The sequence below is a fragment of the Novosphingobium sp. fls2-241-R2A-195 genome, assembly GCF_030209485.1.
GTDB lineage: Bacteria > Pseudomonadota > Alphaproteobacteria > Sphingomonadales > Sphingomonadaceae > Novosphingobium > Novosphingobium resinovorum.
In genome coordinates, this window is record NZ_JARVRY010000039.1 from 16388 (window position 1) to 40660 (window position 24273).

Here is a 24273-nt window from a genome sequence, read left to right on the forward strand (position 1 = left end):
TCTTTCGACGCGGCGCATCCTGCGGCACACACGTCTCGTCACAAATCTACGATATTTCGTATACTATATTTGACTTGTCCGACTAGATGACGCATCCTCCTGGCATCAACAAGGGAGTGACATTCATGAGGGGTCATCACAGGAAACTTTATTGCGCGGTTGCGCTGGCGGCACTTGTCGCCGGCACCGCGCAGGCGCAGGACCTGCCTGCCGACGGCGCGGAGGCCGCACCCGCGAACGACATCGTCGTCACCGGCACCCGCATCAAGCGCGCCGACCTGCAAAGTAACAGCCCGCAGACGATCGTCGGTTCCGAAGAATTCCGCTACCAGGGCGCGACCACCGTGGAGCAGGTGCTCAACCGCCTCCCGCAGTTTACCGCCGACGCCAACGAGAACGTCTCCAACGGTTCCGATGGCACCTCCAAGATCAACTTGCGCAACCTTGGATCGAACCGCGTGCTGGTATTGATCGACGGCCAGCGCATGATGCCTTCGCAGGCGGTCAACCTCAGCTTCCTGCCCAGCAGCCTAGTCGAGCGCGTCGACGTGATGTCGGGCGGCGCCTCTGCGGTCTATGGTTCGGACGCGCTTTCGGGCGTCGTCAACTTCGTGCTGAAGAAGAACCTCGACGGCGTCCGCGTCGATATGCAGACCGGCTTCGCGCAGCATAACAACAACAATTCCGCCATGCGCAGCCTGCTCAGCACCAAGGGCTACGACTTGGCGCCCAGTTCGGTGATCGACGGCGGCAAGCAGGATATCACCGTTTCGGCGGGCAAGAACTTCGCCGACGGGCGCGGCAACATCACCGTTTACGGCGGCTACCGCAGCTTCAGCCCGGTGCGCCAGTCCACCCGCGACGTGTCTTCTTGCGCGCTGCAGGACCAGAACAACGGCACCGAACTGTTCTGTGGCGGTTCGAGCAACTCGCCCTTCGGCTCCTTCGTTCCTTTGTCGGACAAGAGCGCCTTCCAGGGCCAGACGCTGGTCAACAACCGCAATGGCGACGGCACGCTGGTGCCCTACGACAACTCCTACGCTTACAACTACGCGCCCGACAGCTACTTCCAGCGTTCCGACGAGCGCATCACCGCTGGTGGCTTCGCACACTTCGAATTCAGCAAGGCGGCCGAACTCTACGGCAGCTTCATGTACATGCACGACCAGACGTTCTCGCAAGTCGCGCCTTCCGCGATATGGCTGGGGACCGCGTTCCCGATTTCCTGCAACAACCCCTATGCCAGCGCCAGCCAGCTCCAGACGATCTGCGGCAGCGCGGCGGGCACCAACACCACCGAGGACGCGCTGGTCGCCTACCGCACCGATGTGGCCCCGCGCCGGGACAACTTACGCTTCAACGACTTTCGCTACACCGCCGGCCTGCGCGGCGACCTGGGCATCGGGTTCAGCTACGACGTCAACTACATGTACTCGCTGGTCAAGTACAAGGAGACGTACCTCAACGACGTGAACCAGGTGAAGGCCGGTCGCGCCCTCAACGCGATCAGCGTCAACGGCGTGCCAACCTGCCGCTCGGTGATCGACGGAACCGATCCCGACTGCATTCCCGTCAACGTCTTCCAGCCCGGCGGCGTGACGGCGGAGCAGGCCGCTTACCTGTTCGGCGAAAGCAACACCGCCTCGCGCAACTCGCTGAGCGTCTTCTCCGGTACGCTGAGCGGCGACCTCGGTCAGATGGGCGTCACTCTGCCCTGGGCCACCAAGGGCGTCGCCATTGCGCTGGGCGCCGAGCGCCGCCGCGAGACGCTGAACTTCACCGCCGACGAAGTCGCGCAGCAGAACGGCACCGTCAATTCCGACGGCATCATCAGCGTGACCGAGTTCTACGGCGAAATCGAAGTGCCGCTGATCGAGGACAAGCCGTTCTTCCGCTCGCTGACGATCAACGGCGGCCTGCGCTATTCGTCCTACGACAACAAGCAGAACTCGACCGGCTACGGCTCGAGCTACAATGTCTGGACCTACAAGGGCGAACTGAGCTGGCAGCCGATCGACGATCTGCGTATCCGCGCCAGCTATAACCGTGCCATCCGTGCGCCCAACGTGGGCGAGCTGTTCGCATCCCAGTCGGTCGGCAACGTCGCGGCGCAGGATCCCTGTGCGGGCGCCAACCCCAGCGCGTCGCTGGAAATCTGCCAGCTTACCGGGGTGACGGCGGCGCAGTACGGCCGTATCGTCGAATGCCCGGCAGCGACCTGTTCGGCGCTCGGTGGCGGCAATCTGGCGCTCAAGCCCGAGACCGCCGACACCTACACCGCAGGCGTCGTCATCACACCGAAATTCCTGCGCAATTTCTCGCTGTCGATCGACTACTACAACATCAAGGTGAAGGACTACATCGGCTCGATCGCGCCTTCGCTCATCATCGGGCAGTGCGCGGAAACCGGCGATCCGTATTTCTGCGGGCTGTTCAAACGTGACTCGCGCTCGGGCGCGCTGTTCGGCCAGAACGCGGGCTACATCGTCTCCACGACGATGAACACCGGCTATCTCAAGACCTCCGGCATCGACATCAACGCCGACTACACGTTCGACATCGGCAATGCCGGACGCATCAACGTGGGCGTGGTCGGCACCTACCTCATCAACCAGGTGTCGCAGCCGGTTCCGGGCCTGGGTTCCTACGACTGCAAGGGCCTGTTCGGCTATACCTGCGGCCAGCCTTCCCCCGAATGGCGTCATGTCGCGCGGTTCACCTGGATGGCTCCGGGCGACACCGTGGTCTCGCTGTCGTGGCGCCACATCGGCGGCACCACGCTGTCGAGCCTGACCGACAACCCGCTGCTGAGCGCGCCGCAGACGGTCGTGAACAGCAAGATCAAGCCCTACAACTACATCGACCTGTCGTTGACCCAGACGATCGACAAGCGGCTCACCCTGCGCGCGGGCGTGAACAACCTGTTCGACAAGGATCCGCCGGCACTCTCGGCCGGGCTGCTCCAGCTGTTCGGCAACGGCAATACGTATCCGGGCGTCTACGACGCGCTGGGCCGCACGATCTTCGTGGGGGCCACGGTCAACTTCTGATCCGAAAGACGGGCGGCGGCCTACCCTCACCCATCGAGCGCCGTCGCCCGCGGAGTGACCCGCCCGGTTCCAAGGAGCCGGGCGGGTCTTTTTTGTTCAGGGCCTGCCGATGGTGAACGACCAGGTCACCGGCTGCAACGCGATGCGGTAGGGCATGTGCGCACGGCCATCGAGGCTCCAGCCGGTATCGCCGCCGACCCCGGCCTGCGCGGCATCGATCAGCAGCGTGCCGTTGCCATGCGGGCGAATGTCCGAGCTATGCGCCTTGCCGGGGGCTTTCAGATCGAGGTCCGCGTAAGGAAACGCCAGCGCGTTGACCGAAAGCGGCTGCGCGCCCGTGACGCGCAGGCCGGTATGTCCGCCGGCCAATTCGATCCAGCGCACGTCGGTCTTGTTGCCGCTCTCCTGCGGGCGGGCATAGCCGTGGTACTGGTCCGCCAGCCTGCCGCCCCAGCGCGCGATCATGCCGCCGCTCTTGCGGTCCGCATACGTCTCCTGAGGCCCGCGCCCGTACCAGCGCACGGTGTCGAGCACCGGCGGCATCTCGAAGGCAAGGCCAAGGCGTAGAGGATCGGGCAGCGTATCGCGCACCGGTTCGAACCGCGCGGTGACGCCGACGGTGCCGTCCGCCGCCATCGTCCAGCGGGTCTCCATCTTCACCGAGCCCACGCCCATGTCATGCCGCACGACGATTGCGTCGCCGTCCCGCGTGACCGATTCCACCCGGCGGTTCCGCGAGAAATGCTGCCACATCGCATGGGATTTGGGCACGGCCGCACCGACGTCGTTGTCGGTCGGCGCGCGCCAGAAGTTGGGCGCGCCGCCGGTCAGCAGGACCGTGCCGCCCCTTGCGTAGCGCCGCACGAGGCCGGTGGCGCGGTCGATCTCCAGCACCGCATCGCCTGCGGTGAGGCGCAAAGCACCGTCGTCCTCCTGCGGCACAACAGCGCCAGCCGGAACATCCACCGAGGGGCCCGGTGACAGCACAAACTGCTCCCAACCGACGACGTGCCCTGCAGGCTGCGTCGGCACCGTGCCCGCCTTCGCCCTGGCACGCAGAGTCAACAGGCGCTCGGCCGAGGCTCCCGTCGCCGCCGGGACAGGGACCGCAAGCGGTGCGCTGCCGCCTGCCGCAACCGCAGGCACGGGCAAGGTGCCGCGCGCGGTCTCCACGCCGTCTTCGGTCACTGCCCAGTCCAGCGTGAAGCCGGAAAGGTCGATATGATCGTGACGATTGACCACGCGGTAACCGCCCGCGTCCTGCATGAACGCCACCGGCGACTGTACGTGCGCCAGTTCGTAGTATTCAGGATCGGGCGTGCGGTCGGACCGGATCACGCCGTCGCCGACCGGACTGTCATCCCCATGGACGCCGGGCGCGGCGGGGTCCGGATCGAAGTCCACTCCTTGCGCCCAGTAGTCCCGCCCTTCGGCGTCCTTCAGCAGCATGGTCTGGTCCACCCAGTCCCATACGAAGCCGCCCTGCAGCTTGGGATGGCTGCGCATCGCCGCCCAGTACCCCGCCAGATCGCCAAGGCTGTTGCCCATCGCGTGCGCGTACTCGCACAGGATCAGCGGCTGGACGAAGGCGGGGTCGGCGGCGTAGTCCAGCATCTTGGGCACGTCATCGTACATCGGCGCGAAGATATCGACGTAGGCGTTGGTCGGGTGGCGCCAGTTGCTCATGCTCCAGCCGAGGAAGCTGACAAGGCGGGTCGGATCGCTCGCCTTCACCCACTTCGCCGCCGCCTCGAAGCTGTCGCCGATACCCGTCTCGTTGCCGAGCGACCAGAATATGATCGAGGGATGGTTGCGGTCCCGCTCCACCATGCGGCTGACACGGTCGAGATGGGCGATGCGCCACTTCGGGTCGTTGCCGAGGAGGTACGACGGATCGTTGCCATGCTCCTGCGACAGCGAGAGGTAGCCGTGGCTTTCGATGTTCGCCTCGTCCATCACGTAGAGGCCGTATTCGTCGGCGAGGTCGTACCAGCGCGGATCGTTGGGATAGTGACTGGTGCGCACGGCGTTGACGTTGGCGGCCTTCATCAGTTCGATGTCGCGGCGCATCGTCGCTTCGGAAACGATGCGGAAAGTGTGCGGGTCGTGCTCGTGCCGGTTGACGCCGCGGATCATGATGCGCCTGCCGTTGACGCGCACTTCGCCCCCGGCGACTTCCACCGTGCGAAACCCGATGCGGCGGCTGGTCGCTTCCACCAGCCTGCCCTGCCCGTCCAGCAGTTCGACCAGCAGCGTGTAAAGGTTGGGCGCTTCCGCCGTCCATGTCCGCACGCCGGACAGCGTGGCGGCAAGGGACAGCGTGCCCTGCCCGGCCATTTCGCGCGTCAGCACCTGCCGCTTGCCGTCCAGCACCGCCATGCGCACGCGCATGGCGGCAGGCTTGCCGCCCAGATCGACCTTCACACTGAGGCTGCCGTCGCGGTAGCCGTTCTCAAGCCCGGCATCGACGACGAGATCGCGGATATGCGTCGGCGGCGCGGAATAGAGCGTGACGCTGCGCTCGATCCCGTTGACGCGCCAGAAGTCCTGATCTTCAAGGTAGCTGCCGTCAGCGAAGCGGTAGAGTTCGATCGCCACGGTATTGTTGCCCGCATGCGCGTAGGCCGTGACGTCGAACTCGGCCGGGAGCTTGGAATCCTCGGAGTAGCCCACCCGCTGCCCGTTGACCCAAACGTAATACGCCGCGCCCGCCGCGCCGATCGTCAGCAGCAGGCGTCGCCCGGCGAAGTGTGGCGGCACGGTGAAGTCCCGCCGGTAGGAAACGACTTCGTTGACGCTATGCTCGATCTTCGGCTGATTGCGCGGGAACGGATAGCCGCTGCCCACGAAGACCGGGCGACCATGCCCCTCGGCCTGGAGGATGCCGGGGACTTTCATGGTGCCCCATCCGCTCACATCGAAATCGGGCCGGAAGAAGTCCGCCGGGCGGGTCTCGGGCGTGGCGGAAAGCTGGAACTTCCAGTCCCCGTCGAGCGAGAGGTGATAGCGCGATCTGCCCACGTCGCGCGAAAGCGCACCCGCGCGGCTTTCGAAGCCGTCGAAGGTGGTGTGCATCGGCTCCGCGCCCTGCCGGACGATTTCAGGCTGCTCCCACTCCGCCGCAGGTGCGTCTGCAAGGGCGGGACTGGCAAGGAGGCATGCGGCAAGCGCCGCCATGCTGGTGTGGACGGAGCGCATGTCGGTATCCTCTCGTATCGTTCGCGGGGGGCGTGGCGCGCCTTACTGAAGGGCGTGCACGAAGAAATCGAACTGGCGGCGCGTCACATAGTCGATCGGCCCGCTGGAGCGGCCGACGCTGTGCTCGCCGCCCGGGACGACCAGCAGATCGAAGTCCTTGTCCGCCTTGATGAGCGCATCGACCACCTGCATCGTCGATGCAGGATCGACGTTGCTGTCCTGCTCGCCGACGATCATGAACAGCTTGCCCTTGAGGTTCGCGGCGTGATCGACGCCTGACGCGGCGGCGTAGCTGGCATCCACCGGCCAGCCGAGCCACTGTTCGTTCCAGCTGATCTTGTCCATGCGGTTGTCGTAGCAGCCCGCCATGGCGACCCCCGCCTTGTAGAAATCGCCGTGGAACAGCAGCGCGTTCAGCGTGCTCTGTCCGCCCGCCGAGGCTCCGTAGATGCCGACGCGGCTGATGTCGTACGCCGGATCACGCGCGGCCATGGCCTTGTGCCAGGCGATGCGATCGGGGAAGCCGGAATCCTGCAGGTTCTTCCACGCCACGTCCTGGAACGCCTTGGAACGATTGGCCGTGCCCATCCCGTCGATCTGCACGACGATGAAGCCGAGGTCGGCCAGCGCCTGCATGCCGATCACCTTGTCGCCGCCCGAATGGTAGCCGAAAGGCCAGAACTGCTTGGGCACGAAGCTGTCGTGCGGACCAGCGTAGATGTTCTCGATCACCGGATACTTCTTCGCCGGGTCATAGTCGCGCGGACGCACGACGAGGCCCCAGATATCGGTCTTGCCGTCACGCCCCTTCGCGCTGAACACTTCAGGCGCACGAAAGCCCGCAGCGGCAAGGCGCGTGATATCGCCCTTGGTCACGGTCGAGACCGGCGCGCCGTCAGCCGCGCGGCGCAGGACGCTGACGGTCGGCAGGTCCACCCGCGAATAGGTATCGACCAGGAACCGCCCGTCCGGCGAGAGACTGGCGACATGGTCGGCCCCCTCCGGTGTCAGTGGGACAAGGTTGCGCCCGTCGAAATCGACGCGATAGTAGTGCCGGAAGTATGGATCCTCGCCTGCGTTCATACCGCTGGCGGCGAACCAGATCTGGCGCTTGTCCTCGTCGATCCTGACGACATCACGCACCACCCAGTCGCCTTTGGTGATGCGGTTCTTCACGCGGCCCGTGCGCCCGTCGATCAGATAGAGGTGATTCCAGCCGTCGCGTTCGGATGCCCAGACGATCTCGTTGCCCGCCTTGCCTAGTTCCGAGGCGAAGCGGCGATCGGCATAGACGAACGTGCGCGCATCCTCGGTGACGGCCGCATGAGCCTTGCCGGTGGCGGCATCCACCGCGACGATCCGCGCCTGCCCGAAACCGCGCCGCACGTAATCGAAAGCGACGCTTTGGCCATCCGGCCGCCAGCGCGGCGCGGAGAGTTCATAGGCATTGGGAAACAGCGCGGGATCGATCACCGTCTGCCGCCCGCTCTCGACGTCGAACAGCACCGGCTGCTCGATATCCACCGCATCGCCGGGCTTGGGATAGAGCTGGCTGCGCAGCACCGGCTGCAATTGTCCTTGCGGTGCCGCTTCCACCCGCAGCACATGGCGCGCGTAGCCCGGCCGCACGCGGTAGATCATCAGATGGCGACTGTCCGGCGACCACGCGATCGTCTCGGGGTCGTAGAAGTCTCCCGCCGAACCGTCCGTGCTGAGCTTTACGAGATCGCCGCCCTTGCGGCGCACCACGAGGTTGTCGCCCTCCACGAACGCCTCGCGGCTGCCATCGGGCGACAGGCGCGGATGGTTGTCCGCCGGGACCGACAAGTCGCGCACCACGCCGAACCCGCGCGGGCGACCGGCATTGACCTGTGCCTCGCAGCGGTAGTCCGCCAATGTGCAGCGCCAGCCCTCCTCATCCAGCCAGAAGGTGATGACCTGCGGGTCACCGGCATAATCGAACTCGGCGAAGGGCAGGCGCAGCGGCTGCACCGGACGGCCGAGCGCCCGCGTCAGTTCGCGTGCGAGCCGTTCGTGATCGAAGGCGAGGGACTTCTTCAGCGTCGCGGCATCGACCGTCTCGAACGCGAACCCGCCCTCCACGGTCTTGCGATACGTGAATGCGGTGGAATCCGGCGTCCAGTGCGCAGGCCAGGCGATTTCGCGCGTGAGGTATTGCCAGTCCTCGCGCAGCGCAACCGAGCGATCGATCTGCTCGCGAGTGGGCGCCGCGAGCGCCGGAGTGCAAAGCAATACGCCCGCAAGGACGCCGGACAGGGACAGGCGGCGTAGCGCGCGGGACATGGCAGACCTCTTCGACGAAGACAGTGCCGCCGGGCCGCACACATGTGCGCGGCCCGGCGGTCGGGGGGGGTTACTTGACCTGGAAGCCCGCCCAGAACGGGTCTTCGCGGTCGATCCAGATGGTGTTGAAGCCGGTCGCCACCGCCGAACCCTCGATCGAGGGGATGATCGCAGGCTCATCGCCCAGCGTCACCGCCTGCTCCACGCGGCCGATGAAGCGACTGCAGATGTAGCTTTCGTGGACGAAGCTGTCGCCAACCGAAAGCGCGCCCTTGCCCGCCAGATGCGCAAGCCGCGCCGACGTGCCGGTGCCGCAGGGGCTGCGGTCGATCGCCTTGTCGCCGTAGAACACCGCATTGCGTCCGTCCGCGCCGTCATGCTTCGGCTTGTCAGCCCAGAGGACATGGCTGACCCCGCGAATGGTGGGGTCGAGCGGATGGACCGGCTCGAACTTCGCACGCACCGCTTCGCGCACGCGGTCGCTGAGTTCGACGATACGCGCCGCGCCCAGATCGTCGAGGCCGGTGTACGCGCCCTGCGGCTCGACGATGGCGTAGTAGTTGCCGCCATAGGAGACGTCGATGGAGAGCGGGCCAATGCCCTCCACGTCCACTTCGATGCCGCGCGCGGCGACATAGGCGGGGACATTGGTGATCCGCACCGAAGTGACCTTTGCGCCTTCCACCTCGTAAGCGATCTCGATGGTGCCGGCGGGCACTTCCACCTTCAGGCGGCCAGGCACCGCGGGCTGGATCAGGCCGTGTTCGAGACCGAAGGTGACGATGCCGATGGTGCCGTGGCCGCACATCGGCAGGCAGCCGCTGGTCTCGATGAACAGGATACCGATGTCGTTCGCGGGGTCGACCGGTGGATAGAGGAACCCACCCGACATCATGTCATGACCGCGCGGCTCGAAGCACAGGCCGGTCCGGATCCAGTCGAAACGCGCCAGGAAATCCTGCCGCCGCTCGGACATCGAGGCGCCCTTCAACAGCGGCGCCCCGCCCGCCACGAGGCGGACGGGGTTACCTGCCGTATGACCGTCGATGCAGAAGAAAGTATGCCGCATCGATGCTCCTTCAGGCTGCCGTCAGAGCGGCGGGCGCCGAGGGGGTGAGGTCCGGACGGGTCGCAGCGGCCTTCTCGACCATCGCGATCACTTCGGCGCGGCGCTCGCCCTCAAGCACGTAGCGCGGAGGCAGCACGCGTTCCGAACCACGACCCATGACTTCCTCGGCCAGCTTGATCGACTGGACGAGGTCATGTTCGGCGTCAAGGTGGAGCAGCGGCATGAACCAGCGGTAGATTTCGAGCGCCTTGGCATGGTCGTCGCGTTCGAAGGCGTTGACCAGCTCAACCGATTCCTTCGGGAAGGCGTTGGTCAGGCCCGAGACCCAGCCCTGCGCGCCGAGGTAGAGCCCTTCCAGCGCTACGTCGTCGAGACCGGCGAAGAGGACATAGCGATCGCCGAACTCGTTCTTGAAGTCGGTGAAGCGGCGGGTGTCGGGCGCGGATTCCTTGACCGCGACAATGTTCTTCACATCGACCAGCGCCGCCAGCACGTCCTTGTCGATGACGGTGCGGTAAGCGGGCGGGTTGTTGTAGAGCATGATCGGCAGCGCAGTGCTGTCCGCCACGCCCTTGAAGTGGTTCACCAGTTCATGCGCCTTGGGCACGTAGACCATCGGCGGCAGCAGCATCAGGCCGTCTGCGCCCACCTTCTCGGCCGCCTGCGCATAACGCGCCGCGCGGCGGGTGTCGTATTCCGAGCAGCCGGTGATGACCGGCACGCGCCCGTCGACGACTTCGACGATCGCCGAGAGAACCTGGACCTTTTCCTCGAATTCCATCGAGTTGTTCTCACCCACGGTGCCGAGCGCGATCACGCCCGTGACACCGTCACGGATGAGATCGTCGACGACGCGCTGGGTGTCCGCCAGATCGATCGACAGGTCCGCGCGAAGCTGCGTGGTAACTGCCGGGAAAACACCCTTCCAACCGATTGCCATGTATGTTCGTCCTGCTATGCGTTAACTTGAGATATCGTATACGATATTATTTCTGGCGGGGCAATGGCCTTTTCGCATCTGCACACAGATTACTCCTGCAGATTTTCCGGCACCGGATCGTCGATATCGCCCGAGAACGGGGCAAGATGATCGATGATGCAAGCGGGGCCCGGAATCTGCGAAGCGCTGATGACTGCTCGAATCCGATCGCCTTCGCAAACCAGATCGCCGCCTGGCTCAACGCTCAGGCTCGCGAGTGGATTCAGCTTGCGGCAGGCATCGCCCTTGAAAACGGCGATGTAGGAACGACGAGGATCGGGCTGCCCGCGAAAGTACACTCGCCCATCATCACGTACAGTCGGGCCGGCCAAGTTCGAACGCAGCACACATGGCCGCCGCGGCGCGGATTGCGATGCCCCCTCAGGCTTTCGCGCTGCACGACCCGACGCGGCAGCCCCCGAGGTCAACGCAAACAGCACAGCGACAGCACCGGCCATTGCGAGCGAACTTGCCAGTCTCTTCACGGTGATCCTTTCGGAAATGCATAGCGGGAAGGCAGAATTGAAAACGACCGCGCCATGGGAATGGCGCGGTCGCTCTCGGGTCATGGCGTGAGGGACAGGTCTTGCGCCATGAGGGTCATCAGAAGCGGAAGCGCACGCTGCCCTGCACGGTGCGCGCAAGAGTACGCACGCCCAGCGGGAGCAGTTCCTGGCTGCCGTGATAGCGGAACACGTCGTTGCCCAGGATGTTCGACGCCTCGACCGAGAGCGTCATAAACGGCACCGGCGTATAGTTCACCGCCGCATCGAGCTTGGAGGTGCTGCCGTTATAGGGCGAATAAGTGGCGTCGCCATTGTCCAGCCAGACACCCAGACGATAGGACGAACGATAATTGTACGCGACGCGGGCGCTGAAGCTGGGCGTGTCGTAGAACAGCGCGGCGTTGGCGGTCCACTTCGAGGTGTTGGGGGAATCGAACTCGCCGGGGAAGCTTTCCTCCGCAGCATATTCGACCCGCGCCTTCATCATGTGCGAGGCGTTGAGGCTGACGCCGAAGTTGCGCAGGATGCCAGGCGCGAAGTCGAAGAAGGTCTGGAACGTGCCCTCCAGCCCTGCGAAAGTGCCGTCGCCGACGTTGCGCAGCTGCTCGACGTAGCCGAACGAGGCGCCTGCGTAATCGTCGAGGTTGATGCCGTAGGAGAGCATCTCGTCACGCGATGCCTGCTCGCGGCTGTAGAGCAGGAAGCCCGTCGCCTTCTTGTAGTAGCCCGCCAGCGAGATCTGGCCGCCACGGCCGAAGTAGTACTCGGCGCTGACGTCGAAGGCCTGCTCGCGCTGGGCCTTGAGCTTGGGGTTGCCCGCATAGACGATCGGCGGGTTCGACGACGTGTTGAGCGAGTAGAACGGGCGCATGTCGTAAAAGCCGGGGCGCTGCACGTTCGTCGAGTACGACAGGCGCAGCTGGGCCTTGGGCGTGAAGTGGACCACGGCCGAAACGGTCGGCAGGATGTCGAAGTAGTTGCCCGAACCCGGCGATTCCTCGACGATCTCCTGATTGCCGTTGGCCGCGTTGCCAGGACGGTAGTTGAAGCTCTGCGAAGTACCCCAGGTGTTGGTGTAGCGCACGCCGGCAAGACCATCGACGGGGATGGTTCCGATGTCGAACGCATAGTTGATCTGGGCGTAGGCGGCGAAGTTCTTCTCGTTGGAGCGGAACGTCTGCCCCTGGTCGCTCGGCGGATAGATACTGGAGAAACGCGTCGCGTTCGCCGGGTCTGTCTGCTGGATCAGTTCGCGGTAGGCATCGATGTTGGCGAGCACCGCCGCGCCCGGGATACGATACCACTGCGTCGTCGCACCGCCGATGTCGGGACCGACCATCGACGCATCGTCGTAGCCGGGGAACATGCTGAGCGGCGCATAGGCGCCGTTTACGCGCGGGAAGCCGTCACGGTAACCGTAGTAGCGGCTCGTCCGGCGCTGGTTGAAACGGCCGCCGACCTGCAGGTTGCGTAGGAAGCCGGTCTCGCTGACGGTCAACGTCAGGTCGGTCTGTGCGGCGAACTCCTTGTTCCTGGAGCCGCCACGGTTGTCCTGGAAGCGCTCGACACCGTACGCCGACAGGTCGTTGAGATCGACACCGTTGAAGGTGATCGACGGCACGCCCTTGCTGTAAAGGTTCGACGCGAAATCGACGCTGGCGGAGCGGATCACACCCGGCTTGATGATCGATTCGACGAAGTAGTTGCCCTCGTTCGACCAGTTGTACTGAACGCTGCTGTTGATCTGCACCCGATCGGAGCGCCAGTGCGCCTCGAAATTGGTCGTGTAGAGGTTCGAGTGGATCGTGTTGTACAGGCTGTCGATGCCCGCCGCGAGACCGTTCGGATTGGTGAGCGTAACCGACTTCACCGTCTTGCCGTCCGGCATCAGCACGAGGTCGCTGTACGTGCCGACCTGCATGTCCTGCACGTAAAGGCGTTCGACCGACCGCATTTCACGCGACCCCAGGTAGCTGCCCTCGATCACGAAATCGAGCTTGTCGCTGGCGCGCCACTGCAGCACGCCGTTGATCGACGGGCGCTTCACGCTGCCCTGCTCGATGCCGTACTGGGCGCGGTAGGGGATGACGATAGTGCCGTCGGTCGTCGCGACCTTGAACGGCGATTCGCTCTCGATGAAGTTCTCGCGGTAGTTGGTCTTGGTCATCGATGCGTTCACGAGAACGCCGATTTCCCCGATGCCGGTTTCGAACCGGTCGGCGAGCAGCAGGCTGCCGTAAGGGCTGACCTTCTTGGAGATATCATCGTAGGACCCGCGGATGCTGCCCGCGACGGTCAGGCCCTTCTTCATGTCGAACGGGCGGCGCAGTTCAACGTTGACGGCGCCGGCGATGCTGCCTTCGACCTGATCCGCCGAGCGGGTCTTGTAGACGTCCACCTGCTTGAGCAGTTCGGCGGGAATGTCGGAGAGGTTGAGCGAGCGGCCGTCGCCAAGGTTGGTGTTGTTGCCATTCACGGTCGTCTGCGCGCCGGACAGACCGCGAATGACGACGCTCTGCCCCTGGCCGCGCGCACGGTCGATCTGGACGCCGGTAACGCGCGCAAGCGCTTCGGGAACGTTGTTGTCAGGCAGCTTGCCGACGTCTTCGGCGACGACGGAATCTACGATCTGCTTGGAGTTCTTCTTGTTGGTGGTCGCGGCCTCTACGCTGCCGCGCACGCCGGTCACGACGATGTCGGCCTTGGGCGCATCACCTTCGGAAATTGCGGCATCTGTTGTCTGAGCAATGGCGGGCGCACCCACCAGCACGAGCATGGCTGACGACAGCGCCGTGGAGAACTTCAAAGCTTCGTGAAATCTCATGACAAACCCCCTGTTTGAAATGTCTGGCGCCTTGGAATGACGCCTTAACTTATATCGTATACTTCTTATGGTATCTGAATCGAGTCAAGCTGATTGTTGCGGGTTGATGAATTTTTAGTCGGACAAAATATGCAGCGAAGCGACAGTGGCGGATTATGAAAAAAGGCGCGGGCTTTGAACCCGCGCCTTTCCATGTAACCTCGTGTAAAAGGCTCTCTCGCAGCGTGCGATCAGTTGCAGGGAACCGGTGGCGGCCCTTCGCCGCGAACGACCACCGGCCGTGCAGCGGGTACCAGCATTTCCCACTCCTGCACCGCCAGAGCCGCATACGTCTTCCCATCCGTAGCGGCATCCATGACAGCGCGCATGCAGCGTGTCGTGACGGGCTTGAAGGCGATATCCTGCCAGTCGTCAGTGGCGACACCATAGCGCCCGACAGCGCGCACTGGCTTCCAGCCGTCCTTGCCCGAAGTGCTCCAATATTCGAGATGCCAGACCTTCGGCGGCGCCACGCCGACGCCGGAACCCGCAGGCTGATCGTTCCAGAAGCGGATGCGCGAACCGTCGATCGTCACGGGCTCGTCCCAGCGGTATTCGATCCATTGGCGTGGCGGATTGACCGGTGTCCAACTGCCCCACATGTCCGGCGGCAACGGAGCCGCCTTGACGATCCCGTCGTTCAGCGACCTGATCCAGAATTGCACCGGCACCGGATCGTTCGAGGCCGTCGCCCATGCCGCGCGGGCGACGTTGCGTGAGGGCAGGATGGGCGGCTGGAGGCGCCGGGTCGGAACGACGGGGAGAATGCGGGCGGGCGTCACGCCATCGTCCCACTCCATACGGTCGAGCGCCACGCTGCGGCGGAAATGCCCGCCGCCGGCCGCATCGGCCGTATGGTAGGCGAGATACCACTGCCCCTTGAATTCCACCGCGCCGGAATGCGATGTAGTGGAAGAAACCGGCCTCAGGATCACGCCGCGATACATCCATGGCCCCATCGGCGAAGGTGCGGTGCCGTAAGCGATGCATGCATGGTAGACGGCAGGCGTGCAGTCCGATGCCGGACCAGCTTTATTGCCCGCATAGAGCATATAATATGTGCCCTTTCGCTTCATGATCCACGGCGCCTCGAAGAAGCCGTCCACGCCCTCGACCTTCCATTCCGCACCTTTGGGCGTAACCATGTCACGCGCCAGTTCCATGCCGCGCAGCTTTCCGAATGTGCCCCAGTAGATGTAGACCCGCCCGTCGTCGTCGATCATGACGGTGGGATCGATGTTCTGGATATCGTTCGCCTCGGGCACCCGCTGCGAGATGATCGGCCCTGCAGGATGCGCGTCGCGCCACGGTCCGGTGGGACTGTCGGCCACTGCAACGCCGATCGCGAACCGGTCCTGCGCATCGCTCGTCTTTTCCAGTACCGGGGCGTACAGATAATAGCGCTTATCCGGCCCCTGAATGATCTGACCCGCATAGGCGCGCGCCTGCTCGGCCCAGGCGAAGACGTTCTCCGGCTTGATGATCGCGGGATAATGCGTCCACTTGCCCGAGGCCGGATCGGCGGTCTTCAGCAACTGCCACTCGGGCATGATGAAGTCGTTGACGTCCGGTGCTGCTTCGTCACGCCCTGCAAGAATCCACAGCGCGCCATCCGCCACAAAGGGCGCCGGGTCAGTGGAATAGTAGTCCCCGTCCGCAAGGATCGGATTTCCCGGCACGGTCATTTCGCGCACCTCCTGCGCCCCGGCCGAAGCGGTCAGCACAGTTGCGGCAAGACTGGCGGCAAGGATGTGCAGGTGGCGATCATTCCTCATCGGGATAAGGCCCCTTGCCGCCGTCCTTGATGAGCGTGTCGACGCGCTGGTCGATCAGCGGCAGCGGCACGCCGCCCAGCTCCAGCACCGCATCGTGGAAGGCGCGGATGTTGAACTTCGGTCCCAGCGCCTTCTCCGCCTTGTGGCGTCCGTCGATGAAGGCGAGCTGCCCCATATAGTAGGACAAAGCCTGTCCGGGCCAGGAGATGTAGCGGTCCACCTCGGTCTCGATCTCGTGATCGGACAGGGCAGTGTTGTCGCGCAGGTACGCCTGCGCCTGCTCGCGCGGCCAGCCCATCGCATGGATGCCTGTATCGACGACGAGGCGCGAGGCGCGCCAGGCCTGATAGCTGAGCATGCCGAACCGGTCGTACGGCGTCTCGTACATGTCCATGTCCTCGCCCAGCGCCTCGCAGTAGAGCGCCCATCCCTCGCCATAAGCGGGAAGGTAGGTATCACGGCGGAAGGCGGGCAGGTCGAGGTTCTCCGCGGCAAGCGGCATCTGCCAGGCGTGGCCCGGCGCGCTTTCGTGCAGGGTCAGCGCGATCTGCGAGTAGAACGGGCGTGAAGGCAGGTCGTAGGTGTTGACCGAATAGATCCCCGGACCGCCGCGTCCACCGGTATAGAACGGCGCAATGTCGTCCGGCACCGGCTTGATGGCGAAGCGGCTGCGCGGCATGCGTCCGAAGAACTGGTCCGCCTTGCCGTCGAAGGTCTTGGCGATCCATGCGGCGCGATAGAGCAACTCGTTCGGGGTCTTTGGATAGAACTGCGGGTCGGTGCGCAGGAAGTGCAGGAACGCCTTGAGCTCGCCCTTGAACGCGACCTGTTTCATCACCTCGTTCATCTGCGTGCGGATGCGCGCCATCTCGGAAAGGCCGATCTGGTGGATCTCCTCCGGGCTCTTGTCGAGCGTGACGAACTCGCGGATCTTCGAGCGATAGTACGCCTCGCCATCGGGGAGGGCATAAGCGGCCAGCGACTTGCGCGCGCCGATCTCGTACTCGCCGCGCATGAAGGCGAGCAGCTTGGCATGGGCCGGAACGACGCCTTCGGTGATCGCCTTGCGGGCTTCGGCGCGCAGCTTTTCCTGCTCATCCGCCGGGATGGTCGAGGGCAGGCGTACGAACGGTTCGTAGAACGGTGAGGCTTCCGCCGTCTTCGCCTGCACCACCAGTTCGATACCCTTATCACGCCCGGTGAGCGTGACCTGCGGGGCGGAGAAACCGCGCGCGAGCCCTGCGCGCATGTTGATGATCTGCTGGTCGTAATAGCGAGGAATGCCGCGCAGCATTTCCAGATAGTCGTCCGCTGCGGCCTTGTCCTTCAGCGGATTGCGGGCCCAGTCGGCAAGGTCGCCCCAGAAGCTGGTGTCGGCGTTGAAGGGCTTCTCGTAGTCACGATATTGCTGCGATGCGAGCAGCGCGTCGATCTGGCCCTTGTAAACCGCGAAGTTGATGCGGTTGGCGGGAGAGAGCCGGTCCTGCCGGATTGCGGAAAGCTGCTTCTCGACCTTCTCCCAGCATGCCAGCCGTTGCGCCTGCGCCTCCGGCCCGACGTCGGGCAGTGCAATCTTCGCTTCCTTCGGCGTATCCTCGCAGGGGCCGAACTGCTTTTGGCGCCATCCGTATTCGGCCATGTAGATCGCTTCGAAGGCCTTGTCCGCGCCGCTTTCCTTCACCGACGCCTCGACTTTCGCCACTGCGGGCGCGGCGACGAAGGCCGCAGGCACTGCCGCAAGGGCGGCACCGGCCATGAGCATGGTCCGTGCGACCGTTCCGTTCACGTCATTTCCCCTTTCGAGAACTTCCAGAATATCCTGATGAAGCTGCGCCGGAATGCGCAGCCCTTCCGCGTCCGATCGCGCCCGCGCAAGCAAGCGGCGCGATCCGGGAAGGCGTGCGCCCTGCGCTTCGATCGCGGTGAACATCGCCTCGGCCCGGCGCAGGTGGTCCTGCACTCCGGCGCCGAGGAAGCCTGCCGGATCGATCACGACGATCAGTTCGCCGCCCAGCGGAGAGCCGCCGCGCCCCTCATCGGCCGCCAGCGATTCCGCACTGGTCATGTCGCCGATCAGCGGCCCCGCGACGAGTTCGACCAGCGCCGCCAGCGCCGATCCCTTGTGCGCGCCGAACGTGCGCATGGCGCCGTCCAGCACCGCCTTCGCGTCGGTCGAAGGGTTGCCCTCGGCGTCATAACCCCAGTCCGCCGGAATCGCCTTCTCCGCGCGGCGGTGCAGTTCGATCTCGCCGCGCGCCACCGCGCTCGTCGCGAAGTCGAACACGAACGGAGCCTTATCCGGGCGCGGCCAGCCGAACGCGATGGGGTTGGTGCCGAAGACCGGCTTCGTGCCGCCTTCCGGCGCCACCCAGGCATGACTGGGGGTGAATGCCAGCGCGACCAGCCCCTGCTCCGCCAGCGCCTCGACCTCGGGCCAGAGCGCGGCAAAGTGCACCACGTTGTTGAGCGCCATGGCGGCAATGCCGTAACGCTTCGCCTTCTCCACCAGCAGCGGCATGCCTTGCGCGAAGGGAAGCTGGGCGAAACCGCCCTTCCCATCCACCCGCACCAGCGCAGCGGCGGGCTCGCTCACTTCCGGCACGGCATCGGGCACGACGACGCCGCGCTCCACCGAGTTGGCCGCCACCAGCAGGCGATAGAGCCCGTGCGAGGTGCATCCGTCGCGCTCGCCCGAAACCATCGTCTGCGCCACGGCAGCGGCATGGTCCGGCGCCAACCCCCATGCCTGCAGTACCGTGCGGGCAAGGTCGTCGGCTTCCGCCAGCGTCAGGGCAATCTGGTCGGCGTCGCTCACTGTGCGGTGCCGGCCTTCGCGGTGAACAGGCGCACGCCGAAGACCGGCCCGGCGGAACTGCGGTCGGCAGGCACGAAGCGTACCTTGACGCTGCTCTTGCCCTTGGTCAGCGCCTCGGGCAGCGGATAATCGACGTCGAAGAACTTGCCCGGACGGTCGTTGTCCAGCTTCTGCGTCGCGATCTTCACATCATCGACGATGATGTCGAACGTACGCGACCGCTCGCTGCCCCAGTAGCTGGCCTGCAGCAACAGCGGGCCCGGCTTCACCTTCATGGTGAACTCGAAGTACCCGCCCGAGCGCGCGTCGCGCCCGTTGCGGCCCCGGTATGAGGCCGGGTACGAGAGTTCCGAGGTGAGGTTGTGGTCACGCTCGGGCTGCATCTCGCCAAGGTGCATGATGTCGATCGAGCGGGCGGCAATATCCTTCTGACGCGCCTGCTCGGCCAGGAACGCGGCTTCCTCGGTCTTCCAGCCGCTTTCAGAGAAGCGCTTGAAATAGACCGCGCTGCGACGCTCGTACTGGCTGTAGAACGGCACGAAATTCAGGTTGCCCGGACGGATGATGCCGGTTGTCTGGAAACGCGGGCGATCCGAAACCATCGGCGTGAAGGCCGCCAGCGGGTTCTCTCCGACCATGGCCGGTTCCACGCCGGTCCATTCGGTCTCGGTCGGGCCGAGATCGGCAGCAAGCACCATCGGGCCGCGCACCACAGCGACGACATCGTCCGAACCGGCGGCAGCCTCCAGACGCAGTTCCAGCGGCAGGTCGAGCGCGATGACATCGCCCTTCTTCCAGCGCCGGTCGATGAAGGCATAGCCATTGGTGGCGCTGGCGGAGACGGGCGAGCCGTTGACGGTGATCGTGGCCTTGCCGCCCGTCCATGCCGGAATGCGCAGCGCCACCCGGAACTTGCCCTGCTTCACCGCGTCGAGCGTGAAGCGGATGCCCGGCTTGAAGGGATATTCGGTGTCGATCGTCGCGGCGACGCCCTTGGCCTTCCAATCCATGCTGGCGGGGATGTAGAGGTTGACGAACAGTGTATCGCCGCCTTCCCAGAAGATGGAATCGCCGTGCTTGGCATGGCTTTCCATGCCGGAGCCGACGCAGCACCAGAACGCCTCTTCGCCCGGCCCCGAATACCCGCGCGCGGCGCCGCTCATCATCGGCGTCATGTACGTGAAGCCGCCCGTCGCCGGGTTCTGCGCCGAAAGCACATGGTTCAGATGCGCGCGCTCGTAATAGTCGAACAACGCGCCGTCCGGCTGCCACCCATAGAGCTGGCGCGTCAACTTGAGCATGTTGTAGGTGTTGCAGTGCTCGCAGGTCGATTCCGTGAGGTGCAGCGCCACGGTGTCCGGCTCGAAGAAATATTCGCGGTCCGCATTGCCGCCGATGACGTAGCTGTGGTGCTGCGTCACCCGTTCCCAGAAGAAGCGCGCGGCGCGGCCCGGGTCTTCCTTGCCGGTCAGTTCGTGAATGCGGCCAAGGCCGATCAGCTTGGGCACCTGCGTATTGGCGTGGAAGTTGGCAAGCTTGTCCTCCTGCGCCACCAGCGGGGCGAGCACCCGGTTGTCGAAGATGCGCTCCGCTACCTTGAGCCAGCGCAAGTCGCCGGTCTGGGCGTAGAGTTCGGCGTAGCTTTCGTTGAGGCCGCCATATTCGCAGCCCAGCAGTTCCTGCATCTGCGCATCGTCGAGCGCGGCGAAGACCTTCTCGAAATACCCGCCAAGGCCGATCACCACTTCGAGCGCACGAGCATTGCCCCAGGCCGCGTGAACGTCGAGCAGCCCCGCGAAGTACTTGTGCACGGTGTAGAGCGGCGACCACGAACCATTGAGGTCGAACCCACCCGACTTGATCTGCCCCTTCATCACTTCGGGGAAGATCGCCTCGCCATCGACGATCTTGCCGTCCTTGGTCTTGCGGCCCAGCGCGCCGATGTAGCCATCGCTGCGCTTCGACTGGCACAGCGCCAGTTCGTCGACGATGTAGTCCGCACGGCGGCGGCATTCGGGGTTGCCGGTCTGCTGCCAGCCGAGCACCAGCGCGGTCATGTAGTGGCCGAGAGTGTGACCGGCGATCGTGTCTGATTCCCAGCCGCCGTAGATCGGCGCCTTGGGCTCGAGACCTGCATACTTCCGGAAGTTGTGCAGAAAACGGTCGGGGCTGAGCGACATCAGGTAGTCGATGTTCACCTCGACCGCCGTCGCGAAGGGGGACGGGCGCAGCCGCACGTCGGTGAGCGGCAGGGGCTTCGCGCGCAGCGGAACCTTGGGCGCGACGATGGCCGCAAAGCCCTTCAGGGGAACCGAGCAGATCGCCAGCGCCGCCACACCCGCCATCCATTCGCGCCGATTGGCTTTCATGCCCTCATAACTCCTATCGAATATCGTATACGTTATTGATAGAAGGCAGGCAGGGAGAGTCAACCCCGCTTCGGTCGTGCTGTTGGAGACGGTAGCGGAAACTCAGCGGCGAAGCGCGATCCGGGTGTCGGCATGGGCCAGTTCTATCAAGGCGATCATGGCCTTGCGCGCCTGCTTCGGATTCGCCTCGGCGATCTGGGTGTAAAGCGCGCGATGCTCGGGCATGGCATTGCGCGGCGATCCGTCGAGCGCCTGCTTGATCGCCGTTGTGGAGGCGATCGCGGTGGAGATCGAGTTGGACAGGGCCAGCAGCATCTCGTTGGGGGTCGCCTCCATCAGCAGTTCATGGAAGCGGATATCGGCGGCGCGGCCCTTGGGCGTAGACAGGGTGAAGCGCTCCATCGCGTCGAGCGCATTGGCCATGTCGACCAGTTGCCCCTCATCGCGGCGCATGGCGGCCATTTCCGCCGCCTGGGGTTCAACCACAAGACGCAGTTCGAACAGGTCGCGCAGGAATTCGTCGTTGGCGCCGCACTGTATCTGCCAGCCGAGCACGTCGGGATCGAGCAGGTTCCACTTGCGGCGTTCATTGATCCGCGTGCCCGCCTTGGGCCTGCTGCTGACCAGACCCTTGGCGGTGAGAATGCGGAACGCCTCGCGCAGCACGGAGCGCGACACGCCCAGCATCTCGGCATGTTCGACTTCGGCCGGAAAGACCTGACCGGGAATGGCTTCGCCGCTGACGATCTGCGTCGCCAGCCGCTGAGCCACGACATGGTGCAACCGCCCGCTCGGCAACGGCAGCGCCGCCGTTTCCTCTCCCGTAACCCTCTCTGCCATCCTGTACGCGTTCCTCAATCACCGCATCCGTGTAACACGCATCAGGGCCAAGGAAAGGTGGAAAAGATCGGATCATATATCGTATAATTTTCTTGACGCATGCATGACCTCCCTTCATGAACAGCTGCACTTACAAATAGACGACGGGCCTCAGCTGTGAGCATTTCTCTTTCCTGCATGTCCCGATCGATCAGCCTTGTTGCGCTGGCATGCGCCTGCGCGCCGGCCGTCGCACAAGCCAGACCCGCAGCATCCGTGACGCAAGCTCCTGTCAGTATCGCCCAGCGTTATGCGGCCGCAGATGCGTTTCTCGGAAATGCGCTGGGCGACCTCATCGACAACGCCGACATCGCACCGCGCTTCGTTGATGGCGGCTTGTTCTACCGCACCGGCAACCGCCTCGATCAGCACTACCGCTTGCTCGACCTTTCGACCCGTAAGGAGCGAGAAGTCGCCTCGACCGCGAGCCTGCTTGCCGCGCTGTCTGCCGCGAAGGGGGAAACGGTGTCTCTCGACTCGGCGCGGATTACCGAAGTCGAATACGATCCCGCGAAGGACACCCTGAAGCTGCGCGCCTTCGACGGGGCCTTGTGGAGCATCGACGCCGCAGGCAAAGCCGCCGAAATCGAGAAGGTGGACCACCGCAAACTCGACCTTCTCTCGCCCGACGGCAAGACCCGGATCATCGCACGCGCTTTCAACCTGATCGCCGTGGACGTCGCCAGCGGGCGCGAAGTGGCACTGACCACTGACGGCACGCGCGAGCAGCCTTACGGCCGTTCAATCCCTGAACTGTCCGATATCCTGCGCGAAGGCACCGAGGAACCGGCGATGCCGGTATCGGCGCTATGGTCGCCCGATAGCCGTTACCTGCTCAGTTGGCGCCTCGACACGCGCGAGGTCCGCAAGCTTTGGATCACGCAGCAGAATCCTCCTGGCGAATTCTACCCGCGCAGCTTCTCCTACATCTATCCGCTGGCCGGAGCCGAGAAGCTCCCCCAGGCGACCCGCTTCGTGATCGACATGAAAGCGGCGATGAAAGCCGGCAAGGCGCGGATTGTGCCGATCCAAATGCCGGCGGAATCGATCCTCTACCCCTCGCCGCCCGACATGGGCTGGGTGGACGGTAAGCCGCGCATGCAGTGGGCCGAACGCGGCTATGCGCAGCAGGCCGTCTACACCGCCGATCCCAAGACAGGCGAGGCTCGCATCGTCGCGCATGAGGTGGTCAAGCCGGTGGTCACGGTCACTTCCAGCGCACTGATGTCCGCGCCCGAACTGGGCGGCGAACTGGCGATCTCCGAACGCTCGGGCTGGGCTCAGCTCTACCTCGTACGGCCCGATGCACCCGATGGCGGCACTGCGCTGACGCAAGGTCAGTGGGAAGTGCTCTCGGTCGACAACGTGGCGCAGGACAAGTCGTCGCTGATCGTCACCGGCGTTGGGCGCGAGGCGGAGCGCAATCCCTACTGGCGCGCGCTCTACAAAGTGCCGGTCGATGGCGGCGCGCTCACCGAACTGACGCCCGAACCGCTCGATCACGATGCGCATGTATCCCCGGACGGCGCGTGGATCGTCGATCAGATGTCCAGCCCCACCTCGCCGACCCGGGCGGTGCTGCGCGACGGGAAGACCGGACGCATCGTCATGGAACTGGCGAAGGCCGACGACAGCCGCCTGCGCGCCAAGGGCTATACCGCGCCGGAACCGTTCAAGGGTCTGGCAGCAGATGGCAAGACGCCGATCTACGGCATGATCCTGCGCCCGGCGAACTTCGATCCCAAGCGCAGCTATCCGGTGATCGACAACGTCTACACCGGCCCCACCACCACGGACGTGCCCGCTACCTGGAGCGACGCGCGGCGGGTGGGCGGCAACAGTCTGGCGCAGATCGGCGCGATCGTGGTGATGATCGACGGCACCGGCACGTCGCGGCGCGGACAGGCATTCCGCCTTCCCGCCTTCCAGAACCTGGGTGAAGTCGGCCTTGACGATCACATCGCCTTGATCCGCCAGATGGCGGCGAAGTATCCCTACATGGACGCCACCCGCGTCGGCGTGTTCGGCGGCTCGGCGGGCGGCTACGACACCGCGCGCTTCGTGCTGCGGCGCCCGGACTTCTTCAAGGTCGGCGTTTCGGCATCGGGCAACCATGACCTGCGGCTCGACAAGACCTGGTGGCCCGAAGTTTCCATGGGCAATCCGGACACGGCGACCTGGGAGCGCAATTCCAACATGTCGGTGGCAAGCCAGCTCAAGGGGCACCTGCTGCTGATCCACGGCGACATCGACGACAACGTGCCGATCACCGAGAGCTTCCGGCTCGCCAAGGCGCTGATTGACGCAGGGCGCGACGTCGACATGGTCGTGCTGCCCAACACCACGCACCGGGTCAACCAGCCGTTCTTCTTCAAGAAGCTGCGCGACTACTTCACCCAATACCTGCTGGGCGAAAGCCCGCCGCCGCTCGGCCCGGTCAAGCCGGTCGCTGGCCAGTAATCCCAC

12 protein-coding genes are annotated in these 24273 nt (G+C 64.7%); 2 read left to right on the forward strand and 10 right to left on the reverse strand.

Features of this window, described 5'->3' with window-relative positions; translation table 11 throughout:
* The first annotated feature begins 125 nt into the window (after positions 1-125).
* Positions 126-3050 carry a TonB-dependent receptor gene (locus QRN25_RS24865; protein ID WP_285022082.1) on the forward strand — a complete coding sequence of 975 codons (2925 nt, stop codon included), beginning with the start codon at positions 126-128 and terminating at the stop codon, positions 3048-3050.
* Between the two features lie 96 nt (positions 3051-3146).
* Here QRN25_RS24865 and QRN25_RS24870 read toward each other — a convergent pair whose 3' ends face one another.
* From QRN25_RS24870 to QRN25_RS24915, 10 genes are all read right to left on the reverse strand, one after another.
* Positions 3147-6248, reverse strand: a complete 3102-nt coding sequence (locus QRN25_RS24870; protein ID WP_285022083.1) for a glycoside hydrolase family 2 TIM barrel-domain containing protein — start codon at positions 6246-6248, stop codon at positions 3147-3149.
* Positions 6249-6290: 42 nt separating this feature from the next.
* Positions 6291-8552 carry a S9 family peptidase gene (locus tag QRN25_RS24875; RefSeq protein WP_285022084.1) on the reverse strand — a complete coding sequence of 754 codons (2262 nt, stop codon included), beginning with the start codon at positions 8550-8552 and terminating at the stop codon, positions 6291-6293.
* A 70-nt stretch (positions 8553-8622) separates the two neighbouring features.
* A complete protein-coding gene (locus QRN25_RS24880) occupies positions 8623-9621 on the reverse strand; it encodes a 4-hydroxyproline epimerase (protein ID WP_211151768.1) in 999 nt (332 codons plus the stop codon).
* A gap of 10 nt (positions 9622-9631) precedes the next feature.
* Complete coding sequence (locus QRN25_RS24885) at positions 9632-10561, reverse strand: dihydrodipicolinate synthase family protein (protein ID WP_285022085.1); 930 nt, start codon at positions 10559-10561, stop codon at positions 9632-9634.
* An 89-nt stretch (positions 10562-10650) separates the two neighbouring features.
* Positions 10651-10947 (reverse strand): hypothetical protein, encoded by a 297-nt coding sequence (locus tag QRN25_RS24890; protein WP_211151770.1) that lies wholly within the window; start codon positions 10945-10947, stop codon positions 10651-10653.
* Positions 10948-11203: 256 nt separating this feature from the next.
* The gene (locus tag QRN25_RS24895) at positions 11204-13930 is read right to left on the reverse strand and encodes a TonB-dependent receptor (protein WP_285022087.1); all 2727 of its coding nucleotides are present in this window, start codon (positions 13928-13930) and stop codon (positions 11204-11206) included.
* 230 nt (positions 13931-14160) lie between these two features.
* Positions 14161-15744 (reverse strand): family 43 glycosylhydrolase, encoded by a 1584-nt coding sequence (locus tag QRN25_RS24900; protein WP_285022088.1) that lies wholly within the window; start codon positions 15742-15744, stop codon positions 14161-14163.
* Entirely contained in the window at positions 15734-18559 is a 2826-nt protein-coding gene (locus QRN25_RS24905) for a DUF885 family protein (protein WP_285022089.1), read from the reverse strand. The genes QRN25_RS24900 and QRN25_RS24905 overlap by 11 nt, the downstream gene beginning before the upstream one ends.
* On the reverse strand, positions 18556-20928 hold the full coding sequence (locus tag QRN25_RS24910; protein ID WP_285022090.1) for a glycoside hydrolase family 127 protein: 2373 nt from the start codon (positions 20926-20928) through the stop codon (positions 18556-18558). Before QRN25_RS24910 ends, QRN25_RS24905 begins: the two co-directional genes overlap by 4 nt.
* A 102-nt stretch (positions 20929-21030) precedes the next feature.
* Positions 21031-21768 carry a FadR/GntR family transcriptional regulator gene (locus QRN25_RS24915; RefSeq protein WP_285022092.1) on the reverse strand — a complete coding sequence of 246 codons (738 nt, stop codon included), beginning with the start codon at positions 21766-21768 and terminating at the stop codon, positions 21031-21033.
* 255 nt (positions 21769-22023) lie between these two features.
* Between QRN25_RS24915 and QRN25_RS24920 the strand changes: the two genes are divergently transcribed.
* Positions 22024-24267, forward strand: a complete 2244-nt coding sequence (locus tag QRN25_RS24920) for a S9 family peptidase (RefSeq protein ID WP_285022093.1) — start codon at positions 22024-22026, stop codon at positions 24265-24267.
* Positions 24268-24273: the final 6 nt, after the last annotated feature.

Bases quoted from the DNA above. Each gene is read 5' to 3' on its own strand.
- QRN25_RS24885 (WP_285022085.1), bottom strand. From the start codon at position 10,561: ATGGCAATCGGTTGGAAGGGTGTTTTCCCGGCAGTTACCACGCAGCTT.
- QRN25_RS24870 (WP_285022083.1), bottom strand. From the start codon at position 6,248: ATGCGCTCCGTCCACACCAGCATGGCGGCGCTTGCCGCATGCCTCCTT.
- QRN25_RS24865 (WP_285022082.1), top strand. From the start codon at position 126: ATGAGGGGTCATCACAGGAAACTTTATTGCGCGGTTGCGCTGGCGGCA.
- QRN25_RS24900 (WP_285022088.1), bottom strand. From the start codon at position 15,744: ATGAGGAATGATCGCCACCTGCACATCCTTGCCGCCAGTCTTGCCGCA.
- QRN25_RS24875 (WP_285022084.1), bottom strand. From the start codon at position 8,552: ATGTCCCGCGCGCTACGCCGCCTGTCCCTGTCCGGCGTCCTTGCGGGC.
- QRN25_RS24915 (WP_285022092.1), bottom strand. From the start codon at position 21,768: ATGGCAGAGAGGGTTACGGGAGAGGAAACGGCGGCGCTGCCGTTGCCG.
- QRN25_RS24880 (WP_211151768.1), bottom strand. From the start codon at position 9,621: ATGCGGCATACTTTCTTCTGCATCGACGGTCATACGGCAGGTAACCCC.
- QRN25_RS24895 (WP_285022087.1), bottom strand. From the start codon at position 13,930: ATGAGATTTCACGAAGCTTTGAAGTTCTCCACGGCGCTGTCGTCAGCC.
- QRN25_RS24910 (WP_285022090.1), bottom strand. From the start codon at position 20,928: ATGAAAGCCAATCGGCGCGAATGGATGGCGGGTGTGGCGGCGCTGGCG.